We start from the raw sequence: 14,324 nt of genomic DNA, 5'->3' as shown, positions 1-14,324 counted from the left end.
ATGGCGGGTTTGCTTACCGACGTCCCCGGCCTCCATGTCGGGCACACCAGCCTCGGCGACACCGGGGTGACGGTGGTGGTGGCGCCAACCGGCGCGACCGCCGCGGTGGATGTGCGCGGCGGCGGCCCCGGCACCCGGGAAACCGACCTGTTGGAACCCCACAACACGGTGCAGCAAGTACATGCGATTACGCTGTCCGGTGGATCCGCCTACGGGCTCGCCGCCGCCGACGGCGTTATGCGGGAACTTGAGCAGCGCGGCATTGGGTTTCCAGTCGTCGGGGACATCATCGTGCCAATTGTTCCGGCCGCCGTTATTTTCGATCTCCTCGTGGGGGATCCGCTACACCGACCTACCGCCGAGGACGGCAGGCAGGCCGTCGCCGCCGCTCTCGATCACGTGCCGGACAACGGCTCCGGCAGCATCGGTGCCGGGTGCGGCGCCACCGCTGGGGTGTTGCGTGGTGGCTTCGGTCAAGCCAGTACGCGCATTCGAATTTCGGAGGGGGATTGCGTGGTGGCGGCGGGGGTGGTGGCGAATCCGGTAGGGGCGGTCGTCGATAGGCGGGATGGTTCGCTGTGGGGCGCTGATGTCGCCCCCGTCGACCTCGCCGCATTCGCCGCGCTACGTCCCCTTGCCACGAAGCTCAACACCACCATCGGCGTCGTGGCAACGGATGCGCCGGTCACTAAGCAGCAAGCCAAACGCCTCGCAATGGTCGCCCACGACGGCCTGGCACGCGCCATCCGCCCCGCACACTCCCCACTCGATGGCGACACCCTCTTTGCGCTTTCTACGGGTGAACCGGCGGGCGTAGGGCTCGAAGACATGGTGCAACTCTCCAGCGCCGCCGCAGAAGTTGTGCACGCGGCTATTATCGACGCCGTGACTTCCGCATCCCCCGGATACGGGCTCACGTGCTACCGAGACATTGCTCTGGAGGCTACTTAGATGACCACAGCCACACACCCGCTGCACCACGGCACCCGCCGCGTGTTCAACGCGTTCGCACTCGCCATCGGCTACCTGGTGGTGATCTGGGCCGTGTTCCTATTCGACTTCGCCAGTGGCGGCGCCCTGAAATACCACGGCATCCACCCGCTTGACTTGTCCGGACTCACCGGCATCTTCACCGCGCCCTTCCTGCACGCCGACGTCAACCACCTCATAGGCAACAGCATGCCCGGTGCGGTATTCGTCTTCCTCATCGGGCTATCTGGCAGACGGGTATTCTGGGAGGTCACGCTGATCAGCATGGTTGTCGCGGGGCTAGGCACGTGGGTGCTCGGCGGCTTCGGCACCAACCACATTGGGGCATCCGGGCTCATCTACGGTTGGTTCGCCTACCTAGTCATTCGAGGTGTGGCCAACCGCAGCTTCACCCAAATCCTCCTCGGGGTTGTGCTCGCAGGAGCGTATTCCTACTACATCTGGGGCGTGATCCCCGGAACGCCGGGTATTAGCTGGCAAGGGCACCTGTTTGGCGGAATCGGTGGCGCCTTCGCAGGCTGGTTCATTACCTCGGACGACCCCAAGCCCCGACCTCGAGCCCTGCAACACCAGGTGGGCGCATGAGCCGACAAGGCAGCGCCGGGGGTGCCGGGGGCGGTGGCGACCAACCCACCGAATGGATCGCGCAAGCACGCCCAGAGGTCGGTTGGGGGGCCGGGCCTGAAGTTGATCCACCCACTGAGCATTTCAGCCCTGTGCCCTACGGCAACCCCCTCGGTGGCCATCACGCCGAGGAGCACCACGACGAGGGGGACTACCGCCAACACTACGGCCCAGATACCGGTGAACAACCCGCCTACCAGCGCCCCTCCAGGCAAAACACCGGGCTGTGGATCCTCGTGATGTCCTTGGTGCTGGTACTCGGGCTCCTCCTCGGCGTGTCCGCCTATTTCCTGTACGCCGGCTTCCCAAACCAACAACCGTTCGGAGAATCCACCAGCGAAACCAACGGTGAATCCGCCAACGACGGCGCCGGAGATTCCATTGGTGAAGACTTACCAATTACCTCTGACGCGGAGAGCCCGCCGGAAGATACCAGCGTCAACTCCGATGACGGATACGGGTCTCGGCCCACCGACGTGGACCTGCCTGACGACGCGACACCCGCAAACCTATTTGCACGCACGGGCTACAAAAACGGGATGCTGTTCAACCTGTATGTCGCAGACGGCGCCACCGAAGAAATGGCGCTGCTGGTGCAAACCGAATACCGCACCAAATGGCCAGGATTCGAACCCCCGCGTGGCGAACACTATCTCTCCATCAACGTCTCAGGCAGGGGAGAAGTAGACGTATCCTGTAACGACACCGGAAGCTACGTCAAATGCACTACCGCCGCGGGTGAAAAAATCTACATCGTGTAGCTTCGCGGCCGGCACCTCGGTAGCGGTGGTAGCGGGCGATATGCCCATACACGGATGCTCATGGCACAATGTTCCCAGAGTTTTCAGTGGTGATTAATGTCGGCGTGGCACATGGTCGGCGGTGAGGTAAAAAAAGGGGCACATCGTGAGTTCGCAGGAACAGCCGCAAGAAGAAGAACCCACGACGTACTTTCCGCCCGCCACGCAACCTTAGTACATCTATTACGAGCAGTGGCAGCAGGGGTATCCGCATGGTTACGTTGACCCTCACGGGTACGTCGACCCGCAGGGTTACGTTGATGCTGGTTATGATGTGCCGGGCGCGTTTCCGGCGGCGGAGCAAAATTTCGAGCAAGGATTTGAAGAGGCGCCTCAACGCTCGAACGGCATGTTGGTGTTTTTGGGAGTGCTGGTGTTTGGGCTGGCGATCTTTTCCTCCGCGGCGGCGCTCTATATTTTTGGTAATCGCCCCGGGACGGAACATGTTGCTGAGATTTCCGGGCAGGAGCGGCAGGGTGAGGGCCGAGAGGTTGATTCACCTGCGGAAGATTTCGGCCAGCGGATCGAGGATTTAGGTCGGCCTACTGTTGCGAAATTGCCTCCGGAGGCGCAGCCGGTGAATGTTGCGGCGAAGCAGAATCACCCGGCGGGGAACTTGTTTAACGTGTATAAGTCTGGCCCTGCGTCCGACGAGTTCGCTATAGAAACCCAGTACGAATATGTGTCTTTGTATTCGGAGCCGCCTACGGGGGACCATTTGCTCCTCGTGTTTGACGACGCCGCAGACGACTTCGCCGAGCTACACTGCCGCGATTTCTCCTCCTATGTTCGATGCGTCGCCCCAGGGAATCGTTATATCTATATCGCGTGATTTCGGTGGTGGGGGAGCCTGAAATCTATGGGCTTGCCAAGCTGTTTTTCGTCAGGTCTACTCATAGCTGTAGCTAGCTTTCAGGCTGAGATGTGGGACAGGATGCAGCGATGACAACCAATGGATATCCACCGTCAAACCAATATTGGGATCAGGGCGACAACGAACCCACTATGCAGTTCGATCGCGTGGAATCGTATAACGCTCAGCCGCAAGGCTATTGGGAGGATGATTCGCAGCAACCGTACTACGCCGAAAAGCAGCGCAGTCCGATGCTCATGGTGCTGGTAATCGTCACGGTGCTGGTGTTTATTATCCTGGCCAGTGCGGCGTTTTTGGCGTACAAGACCATGAGTGAGCCGCCGATTTCCGCCCTGGATAACACCACTTCTTCTGCTGCGGAGACCACGGCTGCTTCAGAGGCCACGAGCGAACGGAAAACTTCCAGCACTACGTCGAGCGCCACGACGTCGAAAAGCAGTTCGGAGAAGCCGACGCCGGGGGCGGCACCCGGGTCGCGGCCAGCGAAGGCGAATCTGCCGGACGCGGCGACCCCAGTGAACAGCGCCGCGCAATCCGGCGCGGAGGCTGGGTATTTGGTGAACTTGTATAAGTCTGGCGATACCTCGGACGAGTTTGCGAACGCTGTGCATCAGAAGTACCTAGAGGAGTACGCGAAACCGCCGACGGATGTGCACACCGTGACGGCGAAAAGCCCGGTGACCGGCAAAACGTACGAGATGAAATGCAAGGATGAAGGTTCGTACGTGCATTGTCAGGGTGGGGTAGGCGCGCACGTGTACATTGCGTAGCTGGCTACGATGGTGGGCGTGAAGAATGCGCCTATTGGTATTTTCGATTCTGGTGTCGGTGGGTTGACGGTGGCGCGGGCGATCGTCGATCAGTTGCCGCACGAATCGATCGTGTATATCGGTGATACCGCCCACGCGCCGTATGGTCCGCTGCCCATGGAAACCGTACGCGCGCACGCCGCGAGGCTCACGGATGAGCTTGTTCGACGCGGCTGCAAACTCATCGTTATCGCTTGTAATACCGCTACGGCGGCGTTTTTGGACGAGGCTCGCACGCGTTACGACGTCCCGATTCTCGGCGTGATCCAACCCGCGGTGCGGCGCGCAATCGCCACGACCCGCAACGGGAAAATAGGTGTGATTGGTACGGTGGGGACGGTGAATTCGGGCAGCTACCAACACTTGTTCGCGGAGGCTCCCAACGTACAAGCGTTCGCCCAAGCGTGCCCAAGCTTTGTGGACTTTGTGGAACGCGGCATCACCTCCGGAAGGCAGATTCTGGGGGTGGCGCAGGCATACGTGGAACCCCTGCAAGCCGAAGGCGTGGACACGCTCGTTTTGGGGTGCACCCACTACCCCCTCCTAACGGGGGTGATCCAATTGGCTATGGGGGACAGTATCACGCTCGTATCCAGTGCTGAAGAAACCGCCAAGGATGTCCTGCGGGTGTTGAGCGAGCAAGATATGCTGGCCGGGGAGGATGACGTGGCGTCGAGAAGTTTCGAATCTACGGGCGATCCCGCGAGGTTCGCGCAACTTGCCGAACGTTTCTTGGGCCCGCATGTGACGGAGGTTAGTTTATTGGAGGGGATGTAATCTTCGCGGCTTCCGCAGCGTTTCAATACGCCATTTCGGGGATTCGTGGCAAAGTAACCATATGAAGTTGACCATTCTCGGGTGTAGCGGCAGTTTGAGCGCCCCCGGCAATCCTGCCTCCGGCTACCTCCTTTCAGTGGACAACGCTCCGTCGGTAATCATGGATATCGGCCCTGGTGTGCTGGCCAGCGCGCAATCCGTGCAAAACCCGTCCGACGCTCACGTAGTGTTGAGCCACCTCCATCCAGACCACTGCCTCGATTTTCCGTCTCTGCTGGTGTGGCGCCGCTACCATCCCGAGGCGCGCGCCACCCAACGCCACCTGTGCATCGGGCCCGCTGAAACCCCCGAGCGGATGGGGCTGCTGTCCGGCGAAGGCAACGGCGAAATCGACGACATGTCCGATACCTTTGCCTTCACGCATTGGGTGCCGCGACAATCCGAAATCGTGGACAGGTTGCGCATTACCCCGTACCCAACATTGCATCCGATCGAGTCCTACGCCTTGCGCATCGTGGAACCCCATACCGGCGCTGTGCTCGCATATTCTGGCGACGCCGCTTACTCCGAAGACCTGATCGAATGTGCCGCGGCTGCAGATCTCTTCCTATGCGAAGCGACCTGGGGTGCCAGCAGCGACGGCATGGCGCCAAACATTCACATGTCTGGGGCGGAAGCTGGTCGGCTCGCCCAAGCCGCCGGGGTCCGCGAACTCGTGCTCGTGCACATTCCGCCATGGGGCGACCCCGCTGGCGCTAAAGCTGCGGCCGAAGCTGAGTTCGACGGCAAAGTTACCATCGGGCAGCCCGGCATGGAGTTTCTGATTCCGTAATTGGTTGGCTTATCGGCCGAGGAAAGCTACGAAAGGCTGCATTGTGAGCTACCAGAACTACCCGCAGCAACAATCCCCGCACCCGTTTCGACTCCTCATCGTGGGCATCATCGCCGTGTTTGGCGCGATATTTCTCGGCCTGGGTGTATACATTGGCCGTTACTATTTTTTCAGTTCCAGCGACGAGCTTATTAACGCCGTGACCGGCGCAACCCCGCACACCTCAACGTCCGCACCTCTCGCTCCCACGGCGCCTGCTGCGACCGCGCCAAACGCTTCGGAGTCCGCGAAATCAGAGGTGAATCAGGCGGTCAACCTGCCGGCCGATGCGTTCCCCGTCAATGACAGCGCGCTGCGAAACGCACCCCCAGGGAAACTGCAAAACCTGTACAAATCGGGGGCTACTTCAGACGCGTTTGCCACCAACGTGCATGTTGCGTACTTGGCGCGCTACAGCACAGCCCCGGATACTCCGCATACCGTGGAGGCGTTTTCGCCAGTGACTGGTCAAACGTACACCATGGATTGCCAAAAACATGGTCAATTAGTGCACTGCCAAGGCGGAAACGATGCGCACGTATACATCCAGTAGCTTCAAATTTATCGCCGTTCTCATGGCGTGCAGCGTATTGCACGGGTGTACGATTGGCGTGCCGCAACAGCCGACTACGGCCGAACCACCGAGTGCCACTTCTGAAACGAGTCCCCCCGCCGACCCCGGCATTGATTCCCTGACACGTGAGGTCGCTGAGCTTACGCGGCGCGGCCACGAAGTTGGCGTAGTCATCCTCGGAGCGCACGGCCCCACCGAACTTGGAAACCTCCGCGAGGGCGCGGCTTGGTCCACCGCAAAAGTTCCCCTCGCTACCGCCGCCCTACAAAACGAACAAACCCCCGAATCCACCGCACTTATCAGCGCCGCGATTAGCGAGTCCGACAACGCCGCCGCCGATGAGTTGTGGAACGCGCTCGGAACGCCAGATCGAGCGGCAACAAGCGTCACCGAAGTCATCCACCAGGCCGGTGATACGGCTACCAACGTGCCTTCCGAACAACTTCAACCCGAATACTCCATCGTCGGGCAAACGATGTGGGGGTTGGCCGCGCAAACACATTTCCTTGCCGGTTGGCGGTGCGAATCCGAGGCGGCGCCCATCCTCGCCGCCATGCGAAACGTAGTTCCCGAACACAGTTACGGGCTTGGCCACCTTGCAGGCGCGGCCTTTAAAGGGGGTTGGGGGCCGGGCCCCGATGGCAAGTACCTAGTCCGGCAAATGGCATTGGTGCCACGTGGCGACGGCGACCTCGCAATCGCAATTGCCGTCCGAGCGCACGACGGCAGCTACGAAACCGGCAAAGACATTTTGAACACGCTTGCTGACCGCATTCAACCGATGCTCGACACGGAATTCAGCGGCGACCAATGGGCGCCATTGAATCCGTGTCCCACCTAGCGCGCGAGTTTTCCCGGGCTTCGTGTGGAACGTGGCTCATGTCGAATCTGCCTGATTGCCGGCCGGTGAGTTCATTAACAAGGACCCGCGAACTGGGGAAATGGGGGCTCTGCGCGGGTCGGGAGAATCTGCCTGAGGCAGATTCGACATGTGGGGTTGGTCGAAGGCGGCGCGCACGGCGCCGGAGGGGCGGACATCAGTGGGGTAGATGCCGGGGGAGTACTGTGTGTTCATGACTGTTTTTACTCGCGCCGACGGCCGCGCTCTCGACGAACTCCGTCCCGTAACCATTACCAGGGGTTTTACCAGCAACCCGGCGGGCAGCGTGCTCGTGGAATTCGGTAATACCCGCGTGATGTGTACCGCGAGCGTGGAGGAACGGATTCCTCGGTTTAAATTGGGCTCGGGCGAGGGGTGGCTGACGGCGGAGTACTCCATGCTGCCCGCAGCTACGCACGAACGCATGCCTCGGGAGTCGATGAAAGGCAAGGTCAAGGGCCGCACCCACGAGATTTCTCGCCTGGTTGGTCGATCGTTGCGCGCCGCCATTGATTTGACGCAGCTGGGGGAGAACACAATTGCTATCGATTGCGATGTGTTGCAGGCTGACGGTGGTACGCGTACCGCCGCAATTACCGGTGCCTATGTCGCGCTTGCCGACGCCGTGGCCGAACTCAAGCGCCGCGGCGTGCTTTCCGGTGATCCGCTATTGCCCCCGGTGGCGGCGGTGTCCGTCGGCATTATCGAGGGTGCCGTGTGCCTCGATCTTCCGTACGAAGAGGATTCCCGCGCGGAAGTAGACATGAACGTGATTATGACTGCTGCCGGGGAGTTCGTGGAAATCCAAGGTACCGGTGAGCACAACACGTTTAGCCGCGCGCAACTCGAGGCGTTGCTTGGCGCCGCGGAGAAGGGTTGTGCCGAACTTATTGCCCTGCAGAAAGCCGCGTTGGAAAGTTAGTTTCATGTTATTGCACGTTGCTTCGCACAACCCTAAGAAATTGCAAGAGCTGCGCCGCGTCCTTGATGCCGCGGGCGTGGCGGGGATCGAACTGGTGTCCTCTGAGGATTTGTTGGGTTACCCTGAGCCGGTGGAAAACGGCCGTACATTTGCTGACAACGCGTTGATTAAGGCGCGCGCCGGGGCGAAGGAAACCGGCGTGACCACGATCGCCGACGATTCCGGACTGACGGTTGAGGAATTGGGCGGCATGCCAGGGGTGCTGTCCGCGCGGTGGTGCGGTCAGCACGGCGATGACGACGCCAATAACGAGTTGCTGTTGGCTCAGATGAGCGATGTTCCGCATGGGCGTCGCGACGCCGCGTTCGTGTCTGTGTGCGCAGTGGTCACCCCCAACGGCGAGGAGTATGTGGAAAAAGGCGTGTGGGCGGGCCGTCTCGTGCGCACCCCAGTTGGCGAGAATGGATTCGGTTACGACCCATTGTTTGTGCCCGCCGAGGAAGACGAACGCGTGGCCGGTAGCGAGGAACGGCCCCGCACCTCCGCCGAACTCAGCCCGGAAGAAAAGGATGCCCTATCCCACCGCGGTAAAGCGCTTGGCCTATTGGTTCCGGTGCTGGTGCAGCTCGCTGCGGAAGCGAACGAGCGCGGCGAAGGCGTAGGCCCCGAGCATAATGGCGTGCTATCCGTGGACTGACAGCCATTCGATAGCTTTTTCTAGGGGCTCGTCGGTGGGCTCGTCCGGATCGATCGGCTCGCCGCAAAATTCCGCACCGGTGCGAGCAACGATAGAGTTCGTGGTAAGCACAAGGCTCGTGCCATCCGGCATCGGAAACACGGCGTTCCAGCAGGTCAGCCCGTATGTTGGGGCGCCGAACGTGCGGGTATCTACCAGCCCGCGGAATGCGAGTGCGACCGCTTCACCCGTGCCGCGGGTGCCCTGGCCGATGAGGAGGGCGACGGGCACGGTGTACTTTTGTTTGCCGTCGATGATCGCCTGGTAATCGCCGTGGTCCACTTGCCCGTACAACAGTGACACCGGCGTGAGCTCGTTACTGTTGTTGCGGTAGGAAAACGCCACCCCGTCCGGCAGCAGCGGGCTCACCGACACCAACATTTCCGCAAGCTCGCCGTCGTGGGCATCGCGGAGATCAATGATCACTGATGTCGCACCTGACTCCAGCTCGCGAATCAACCCCTTCGACGTTGTGTTTGCCGCTTCGGGGGAGGAGAAGCCTGGCAGGGTAATCACCACTGTGTTCCCTTCTCGCCGGACGCTGGGAGACGCTGCAACGTCTGAGGTAGGTGCGGAATCCACGACGCCGGAATGCTTACCGCCGGCGGCTTTGAGCACGGCGTCGGAAAGCGCATGGGCGTCGGCCATAGTATGCGTCCGCGGCATCTTCGCGCGCGCAACAAGCAGCCCCTTGTGCGCCGCCATCGTCATCGCGTAAATGCCGTAACGCATCCCTAATTCGATAGCCAATTCGGAGTACCGGCGCGGCGAAGGCTTGACCAAAAACACCGGGCGGCCCAAATAACGCGCCCCGATGGAAGGCCCATAGCGATGCACAGCGCCCAAGCTTGCGAGCAAAATGAGAGGAAGATTCATGCTACTAGGCTAGCTGCATTTCTGCTTCAACCATTCGGTTGCTTCCTCGACAGGCTGGTCCGTGTCTACATCGGGGGCAATCGGATCCTCCGCAAACTCCTCGCCCGTGCGGGCCACATCACTGGACGTGGTCAGCAAAATCGCCGCCCCGTCCGGCATATCAATAACGATGTTGCCCGAGGGATATCCAGCAGTAGGTTCGCCGAATGACCTCGCATTATCCAAGCCACGGAACGACAACAACGCCGCCTCACCCGAGCTGGCCGTGCGGTGATCCGTCAACACCGCGACAGGCCCGGAAAACTTCCCGCTATCCGCCACCGTGATGGGGGTACCACCGCCCGAAACCGACGAACCCGACACCACAACATCTTGGATTTCCTTGCCCTTGAAACTCATCACGGTGCCATCCGGCAGCAAGGAGCTCAGGCCCGCGATCATGGGGCCCATGTCGCCGCCAGTATTTCCCCGCAGATCGACGATGACGCCGCACGAATCGGGAACTTCCTTGGCCAGTCCGTTCGCGAGCGTATCCGCGTACTCCTGAGCGATCGGGCCGCGCGAAAACTCCGGGACGGTGGCGCGTACGATGTCGCCGTCGCGTTTCACGGTGGGCATTGCGGAATTATCCAGCGAGCTCGGCTGGTTTTCCTCCGGTGGCAGCACGCGTGAGTGCTTTCCGCCGGCGGCTTTGAGCACGTCGTCGATAATGGGGTGGGTGTCCGCCAACGTATTCGCATCGGGGAGTTTCTGTTCTGCCTCCGCGCGGGCGGTGCGGAACTCCTCGCTGTCTGAGTACAGGCCCTGGGCCTCGGCGAGATCGAACGCAAAGGTGGCGTAACGGTGCGGCGTGGCGACCAAGAAAATTGGGCGGCCAAGAGTGCCAGCGCCAAGCATCGGGCCGTAGATCCAGACGAGCAGCAGCCCCACGAGAACGACGAGGGTGGTGAACCCTCCGAAGCAGCCGAGAAGTTTCTTGCCACGCATGATCGTTACCTCACTATCGTTACCTCACTGTGAACAGATCCCCCGGCTGGCAGTCCAACGCTTCGCACAACGATACGAGCGTAGAAAACCGGACTGCCTTCGCACGGTTATTCTTCAGAATGGATAGGTTGACTACCGTGACTCCGACCATGTCCGCCAACGCGGCCAGCGTGAGATTTCGTTCCGCCAGCAGCTTGTCAAGGTGGCAGCGTACTTCGGGCATTGCACTCAGCCCTTTCTGGTCTTGTGGTACTTGCGGGCGGAAGTGCAATCGCACCGCGCGCAAAGACACCGCGAACACGAAGCCGATAAACGTGCTTATATAGTAAAAAGTACCAGCGAAAGTTATTCGAAAAACGATACGAATTGCGCACACAATAAAGAAACCCCCTGTATGGGGGTGCGGCGGGCGCGGGTGGGGGCGTCGAAACGCGGGTTCAGACTAGAGCTCGAAAGCGGTGACAACCTCTTTGCGACGCCGCGCCTCCACAACAAACGACAAGAACGGCACCGTCCCCGCGAGTGCGGTAGTGATCCACTTCGTGGGCTCCCAGCGCGCCTTCGTGCCCAGGTTGAGGGTCGCCACCAAGTACAACATGTAGAACAAGCCGTGCAGCTGGCCGATAATATTCGCCCACGCCGGCATCTCCACGCCGAAGCCATAGTGCAACACCATCCGGGCGCACAAAATAAGCAGCCACACGCCGGTCACCCAAGCCGCAATCGAAAAAAGCTTCAAAGCCTGGGCGACGCGGCGGGCGCGGTCAGGGTTCACAGTCACAATTACTAATCCTCGTTGATCTCGTTGCTGGTGCGCCTCCGCCGACGAGTAGGCGTATTCAGGCGATTAAATGTTTCAATATCCATCGTCGGACGCTGCGGCAACACGGACTCATCGATCTCAGTGACCACACCCCGCCGCTCGGCCTCCCGCTGCTCACGCTCCACCGGGGAAACGCCCGTCTCCTTCACCTCAGACTCGTACTGATTGAACTTCCGATACGCGTACACGAAAAACGCACCGAACGCAGGCCACTGCAACGCATACCCAAGATTCTGAAAGGTGCCGCTGCCTGACTGGAACCGAGTCCACTGCCAATAAGCGAGGCCAAACGTCGCAAGAACCGCAAGGGTCAAAAAAACCAAAGGTACAATGCGCCGAGGCCGGATATTGCTCACAGTGCATAAGGGTATCAGCCGAGGGCAAACAGCGGGGGCTTGGAGGCTGTGCGTGGTTGAGTTGTTCGTCGGGTATTGGCCGAAGGCAAACAGCGGGGGCTTGGAGGCGGTGCGTGGCTGAGTCGTTTGTCGGGTATCAGCCGAGGGCAAACAGCGGGGGTTCCGCAAGCAATCCGCCGAAATTGGATTGAGGGAGTTGATGGGCGGTGGGTGCGGCGAGTTGATGGGCAGTGGGCCTGAATCGAGGAAGCTAATGGGCGGTGGGCCTGAATCGAGGAAGCTAATGGGCAGTGGGTGCGGCGAGTTGAGAGAAAGCTTCGATTTGATCCGTGCTTGCGACTCTGTACAATGCAGCAAGAGGCGCCCGTGGCGGAATTGGCAGACGCGCTGGATTTAGGTTCCAGTGCCTTAGGGCGTGGGAGTTCAAGTCTCCCCGGGCGCACTAACAACTCGGGGTTGGTTTCGGTGGCGTCAGGTGGGGCGCGGGTGGTTTGTGGGTGAAATGAGTCTTGGCAAAATGGGTTTTGGCGAAGTGGGTTTTGGTGGGGTTTAAATATGCTAGATTTCTGAATTGGGAACAGCGGGTGTTTTTATTCCGCTAGTGACGCGCTACGGGGGAGTTCGCGCATTTGGGGGTATTTTTTATGGCGCTTGTGAACTTCAAAATGTGTGCAAGGTCACCCATTTTATTTTCACGACTTCAAGCGTGCTAGCTAAGGTTTTTATTAACTTTTCTATGTTCTTCTGCTGGTGAGCTTCAGGGATGCTGTAATGGCTGTATTTATTGCTATGACGCTTACGGATGCTTGAAAATGCATACTTAATGTCGCGCAATCTAACGGTGTTGTTTCCGCTGGTAGAAGCGTCAGGCGGGGGTGGTAAATTGAATTGCACGTAATGTTCCTTTGGGGTTTGCAATGCTGGTAGTTAGTGCGCTACGGCGATAAAATAGTAGTATCGCCGCGGGTTGAATTGAGGTGAATGATCGGTGATTGCAAGCGCTCACGTGACAGCAGATCCTAAGAATGCTTTTTATGCTGTGAATCGTCTTGATAATCAAAGTGGTCACCTCACCACCGCTATGAATAAGGCAAAGCTTCGGGATTATATCCGCCTTGTAGGAAACGTGGATTTCCCGAATGTTGAGCTTGCCAAGTATGCGGCAAAAGTGGCTATTGATGATGGCTCTCTCGGCGCGCGAAAAGCGGAATTGTTGCTGGGGTTTGCCTACCGGCTGTCGCGCCAGCTTCCTAGCTTGCGTGCTCATGCGCTGAAGCTGGGGCACATTGGCGTTGAACTTGCGTGCGCTATCGAGCGGGGTTTGCAAGATGTTCCCCGCGAAGATGATACCGAAGTGCTCCGCCGCCTTGACCAAATGCTCGTGACCTACCTGACGGCGACGCAGCCGAACCAGTCACTGCCGGCGCCCCGTGTCTTGCAGCGCAAAATTGAGCAATGGTTGGTGTGGATGGACGCCCTCACTGAGACCGCGCGCGCGGAGCAGCCCAACCCCCACTACGAAGTTACGTTCGATAGTAAGCCAGGTATGGCGCTCATAACTGCCGAGATGGACGCACTTGCTGCGGCAGAGTTCGACCAGCACGTGACCGTTCACGCGAACTCGCGCAAAATTTCAAAAGTTGAAGCACTGATGGAACTTGTCTGCGGTGATCCCGAAACGCGCCCAAAGCACCGGAAAGTCGTACTGTTTGGCGTTGGCTCTTTTCGGCCGGACGTGCCGTTGCGTGGCGAGTATATTCATGGCGTTGGCGCGTTGAACCCAGCACAGCAGGCGGAAATCGCCGCAGTTGGCGCGCACTATTGTAATGCGCTGGACGTCGCGCAAATTACGAGCGATACGCACGACCCGACGCCCGAGCAGCGCATGGTTGTGGCGGAGCGTGACGGCACCTGCCGCTTCCCCGGCTGCGACGTAGATGCGCGGGACTGCGATACCGACCATGTAATCAATTTCGAGGCTGGTGGTTGGACGACAGTTTCGAATTTGCAAGCCCTGTGCCGGGAACACCACAACATGAAAACCGACCGCCGGGTGTTCTCCGAAATGAGTATCGACGCCGCGGTTACCTGGCGAGACCCCGAAACTAACGAGGTGATCGCAACCACTGTCCCTGAAGGGCCACTAGCAGGAATATCCGGAACACTTGAGGGAATCACCACAAGGCACTCCGGAAAAACGAAAGACGACGATAATATAGCGCCGCCGAAAAACGATGGGCGCGGAAATTGGGGATACACCTGGGATTCAAAGAACCAACGAATACGAACACAAAGAAACGAACGCCGCAAACAAGCAGCGGAAGATTTGGAACCACCCTTCTAAACTCCGCGCGCGAACACGCGTGCGGTGGATAGTATTGGTGTGGATGACGCGTGGCGGTACCACTGTCTTGCTCTTGGCGCG

General features: G+C 59.6%; 18 protein-coding genes and 1 tRNA gene. 13 read left to right on the top strand and 6 right to left on the bottom strand.

The genetic code is table 11. The annotated features are described in order from the left end of the window. The 9 genes from Q4D83_RS02930 to Q4D83_RS02890 all read left to right on the top strand — a co-directional run bounded on the left by Q4D83_RS02930 (nt 1) and on the right by Q4D83_RS02890 (nt 7,160). Entirely contained in the window at nt 1-951 is a 951-nt protein-coding gene (locus tag Q4D83_RS02930; RefSeq protein ID WP_303172783.1) for a P1 family peptidase, read from the top strand. Then, entirely contained in the window at nt 952-1,575 is a 624-nt protein-coding gene (locus Q4D83_RS02925) for a rhomboid family intramembrane serine protease (protein WP_303172782.1), read from the top strand. Further along, nucleotides 1,572-2,375: a hypothetical protein gene (locus Q4D83_RS02920; protein ID WP_303172781.1), complete on the top strand. Its 804-nt coding sequence runs from the start codon at nt 1,572-1,574 to the stop codon at nt 2,373-2,375. The genes Q4D83_RS02925 and Q4D83_RS02920 overlap by 4 nt, the downstream gene beginning before the upstream one ends. Nucleotides 2,376-2,688: 313 nt before the next feature. Continuing rightward, nucleotides 2,689-3,246 (top strand): hypothetical protein, encoded by a 558-nt coding sequence (locus Q4D83_RS02915; RefSeq protein WP_303172779.1) that lies wholly within the window; start codon nt 2,689-2,691, stop codon nt 3,244-3,246. A gap of 110 nt (nt 3,247-3,356) precedes the next feature. After that, nucleotides 3,357-4,058: a hypothetical protein gene (locus Q4D83_RS02910; protein ID WP_303172777.1), complete on the top strand. Its 702-nt coding sequence runs from the start codon at nt 3,357-3,359 to the stop codon at nt 4,056-4,058. 18 nt (nt 4,059-4,076) lie between these two features. Next, entirely contained in the window at nt 4,077-4,874 is a 798-nt protein-coding gene (gene murI, locus Q4D83_RS02905; RefSeq protein ID WP_303172775.1) for a glutamate racemase, read from the top strand. Nucleotides 4,875-4,935: 61 nt separating this feature from the next. Next, nucleotides 4,936-5,706 carry an MBL fold metallo-hydrolase gene (locus Q4D83_RS02900; RefSeq protein WP_303172772.1) on the top strand — a complete coding sequence of 257 codons (771 nt, stop codon included), beginning with the start codon at nt 4,936-4,938 and terminating at the stop codon, nt 5,704-5,706. A gap of 43 nt (nt 5,707-5,749) precedes the next feature. After that, nucleotides 5,750-6,298, top strand: coding sequence for a hypothetical protein (locus tag Q4D83_RS02895; RefSeq protein WP_303172769.1), 549 nt, complete (start codon nt 5,750-5,752; stop codon nt 6,296-6,298). After that, nucleotides 6,276-7,160, top strand: a complete 885-nt coding sequence (locus tag Q4D83_RS02890) for a hypothetical protein (protein ID WP_303172767.1) — start codon at nt 6,276-6,278, stop codon at nt 7,158-7,160. Before Q4D83_RS02895 ends, Q4D83_RS02890 begins: the two co-directional genes overlap by 23 nt. 36 nt (nt 7,161-7,196) lie before the next feature. On the opposite strand, the gene Q4D83_RS02885 is transcribed toward Q4D83_RS02890, so the two are convergent. Next, a complete protein-coding gene (locus Q4D83_RS02885) occupies nt 7,197-7,394 on the bottom strand; it encodes a hypothetical protein (RefSeq protein WP_303172766.1) in 198 nt (65 codons plus the stop codon). On the opposite strand from Q4D83_RS02885, the gene rph reads away from it, so the two are divergent. Both rph and Q4D83_RS02875 read left to right on the top strand, forming a co-directional pair. Next, nucleotides 7,393-8,121: a ribonuclease PH gene (gene rph, locus Q4D83_RS02880; RefSeq protein ID WP_303172765.1), complete on the top strand. Its 729-nt coding sequence runs from the start codon at nt 7,393-7,395 to the stop codon at nt 8,119-8,121. The two genes, Q4D83_RS02885 and rph, sit on opposite strands and share 2 nt — an antisense overlap. A gap of 4 nt (nt 8,122-8,125) precedes the next feature. After that, nucleotides 8,126-8,818 carry a non-canonical purine NTP pyrophosphatase gene (locus Q4D83_RS02875; protein WP_303172764.1) on the top strand — a complete coding sequence of 231 codons (693 nt, stop codon included), beginning with the start codon at nt 8,126-8,128 and terminating at the stop codon, nt 8,816-8,818. On the opposite strand, the gene Q4D83_RS02870 is transcribed toward Q4D83_RS02875, so the two are convergent. The 5 genes from Q4D83_RS02870 to Q4D83_RS02850 form a co-directional block, all read right to left on the bottom strand. Beyond that, nucleotides 8,804-9,733, bottom strand: a complete 930-nt coding sequence (locus Q4D83_RS02870; RefSeq protein ID WP_303172763.1) for a S41 family peptidase — start codon at nt 9,731-9,733, stop codon at nt 8,804-8,806. The two genes, Q4D83_RS02875 and Q4D83_RS02870, sit on opposite strands and share 15 nt — an antisense overlap. Before the next feature lie 9 nt (nt 9,734-9,742). Next, nucleotides 9,743-10,720: a S41 family peptidase gene (locus tag Q4D83_RS02865; protein ID WP_303172761.1), complete on the bottom strand. Its 978-nt coding sequence runs from the start codon at nt 10,718-10,720 to the stop codon at nt 9,743-9,745. A 19-nt stretch (nt 10,721-10,739) separates the two neighbouring features. Beyond that, entirely contained in the window at nt 10,740-10,943 is a 204-nt protein-coding gene (locus Q4D83_RS02860; RefSeq protein WP_303172760.1) for a helix-turn-helix transcriptional regulator, read from the bottom strand. A 219-nt stretch (nt 10,944-11,162) separates the two neighbouring features. Next, entirely contained in the window at nt 11,163-11,504 is a 342-nt protein-coding gene (locus Q4D83_RS02855; RefSeq protein ID WP_303172881.1) for a DUF3817 domain-containing protein, read from the bottom strand. Nucleotides 11,505-11,506: 2 nt separating this feature from the next. After that, nucleotides 11,507-11,917 (bottom strand): hypothetical protein, encoded by a 411-nt coding sequence (locus tag Q4D83_RS02850; protein WP_303172880.1) that lies wholly within the window; start codon nt 11,915-11,917, stop codon nt 11,507-11,509. A gap of 342 nt (nt 11,918-12,259) precedes the next feature. Here Q4D83_RS02850 and Q4D83_RS02845 point away from each other — a divergent pair. Next, nucleotides 12,260-12,341, top strand: a tRNA-Leu gene (locus tag Q4D83_RS02845). A 597-nt stretch (nt 12,342-12,938) separates the two neighbouring features. Beyond that, nucleotides 12,939-14,243, top strand: coding sequence for an HNH endonuclease signature motif containing protein (locus Q4D83_RS02840; RefSeq protein WP_303172759.1), 1,305 nt, complete (start codon nt 12,939-12,941; stop codon nt 14,241-14,243). Nucleotides 14,244-14,324: the final 81 nt, after the last annotated feature.

Origin of the sequence: Corynebacterium sp. (genome assembly GCF_030532715.1) — a bacterium.
In the GTDB taxonomy this organism is placed as follows: Bacteria; Actinomycetota; Actinomycetes; order Mycobacteriales; family Mycobacteriaceae; genus Corynebacterium.
The sequence above is the reverse complement of the archived record's forward strand: the minus strand, read 5'-3'. Positions and strand labels throughout refer to the sequence as shown.

Bases quoted from the DNA above. Each gene is read 5' to 3' on its own strand.
- Q4D83_RS02930 (WP_303172783.1), top strand. From the start codon at position 1: ATGGCGGGTTTGCTTACCGACGTCCCCGGCCTCCATGTCGGGCACACC.
- Q4D83_RS02925 (WP_303172782.1), top strand. From the start codon at position 952: ATGACCACAGCCACACACCCGCTGCACCACGGCACCCGCCGCGTGTTC.
- Q4D83_RS02920 (WP_303172781.1), top strand. From the start codon at position 1,572: ATGAGCCGACAAGGCAGCGCCGGGGGTGCCGGGGGCGGTGGCGACCAA.
- Q4D83_RS02910 (WP_303172777.1), top strand. From the start codon at position 3,357: ATGACAACCAATGGATATCCACCGTCAAACCAATATTGGGATCAGGGC.
- Q4D83_RS02900 (WP_303172772.1), top strand. From the start codon at position 4,936: ATGAAGTTGACCATTCTCGGGTGTAGCGGCAGTTTGAGCGCCCCCGGC.
- Q4D83_RS02890 (WP_303172767.1), top strand. From the start codon at position 6,276: ATGCGCACGTATACATCCAGTAGCTTCAAATTTATCGCCGTTCTCATG.
- rph (WP_303172765.1), top strand. From the start codon at position 7,393: ATGACTGTTTTTACTCGCGCCGACGGCCGCGCTCTCGACGAACTCCGT.
- Q4D83_RS02885 (WP_303172766.1), bottom strand. From the start codon at position 7,394: ATGAACACACAGTACTCCCCCGGCATCTACCCCACTGATGTCCGCCCC.
- Q4D83_RS02875 (WP_303172764.1), top strand. From the start codon at position 8,126: ATGTTATTGCACGTTGCTTCGCACAACCCTAAGAAATTGCAAGAGCTG.
- Q4D83_RS02870 (WP_303172763.1), bottom strand. From the start codon at position 9,733: ATGAATCTTCCTCTCATTTTGCTCGCAAGCTTGGGCGCTGTGCATCGC.
- Q4D83_RS02865 (WP_303172761.1), bottom strand. From the start codon at position 10,720: ATGCGTGGCAAGAAACTTCTCGGCTGCTTCGGAGGGTTCACCACCCTC.
- Q4D83_RS02860 (WP_303172760.1), bottom strand. From the start codon at position 10,943: ATGCCCGAAGTACGCTGCCACCTTGACAAGCTGCTGGCGGAACGAAAT.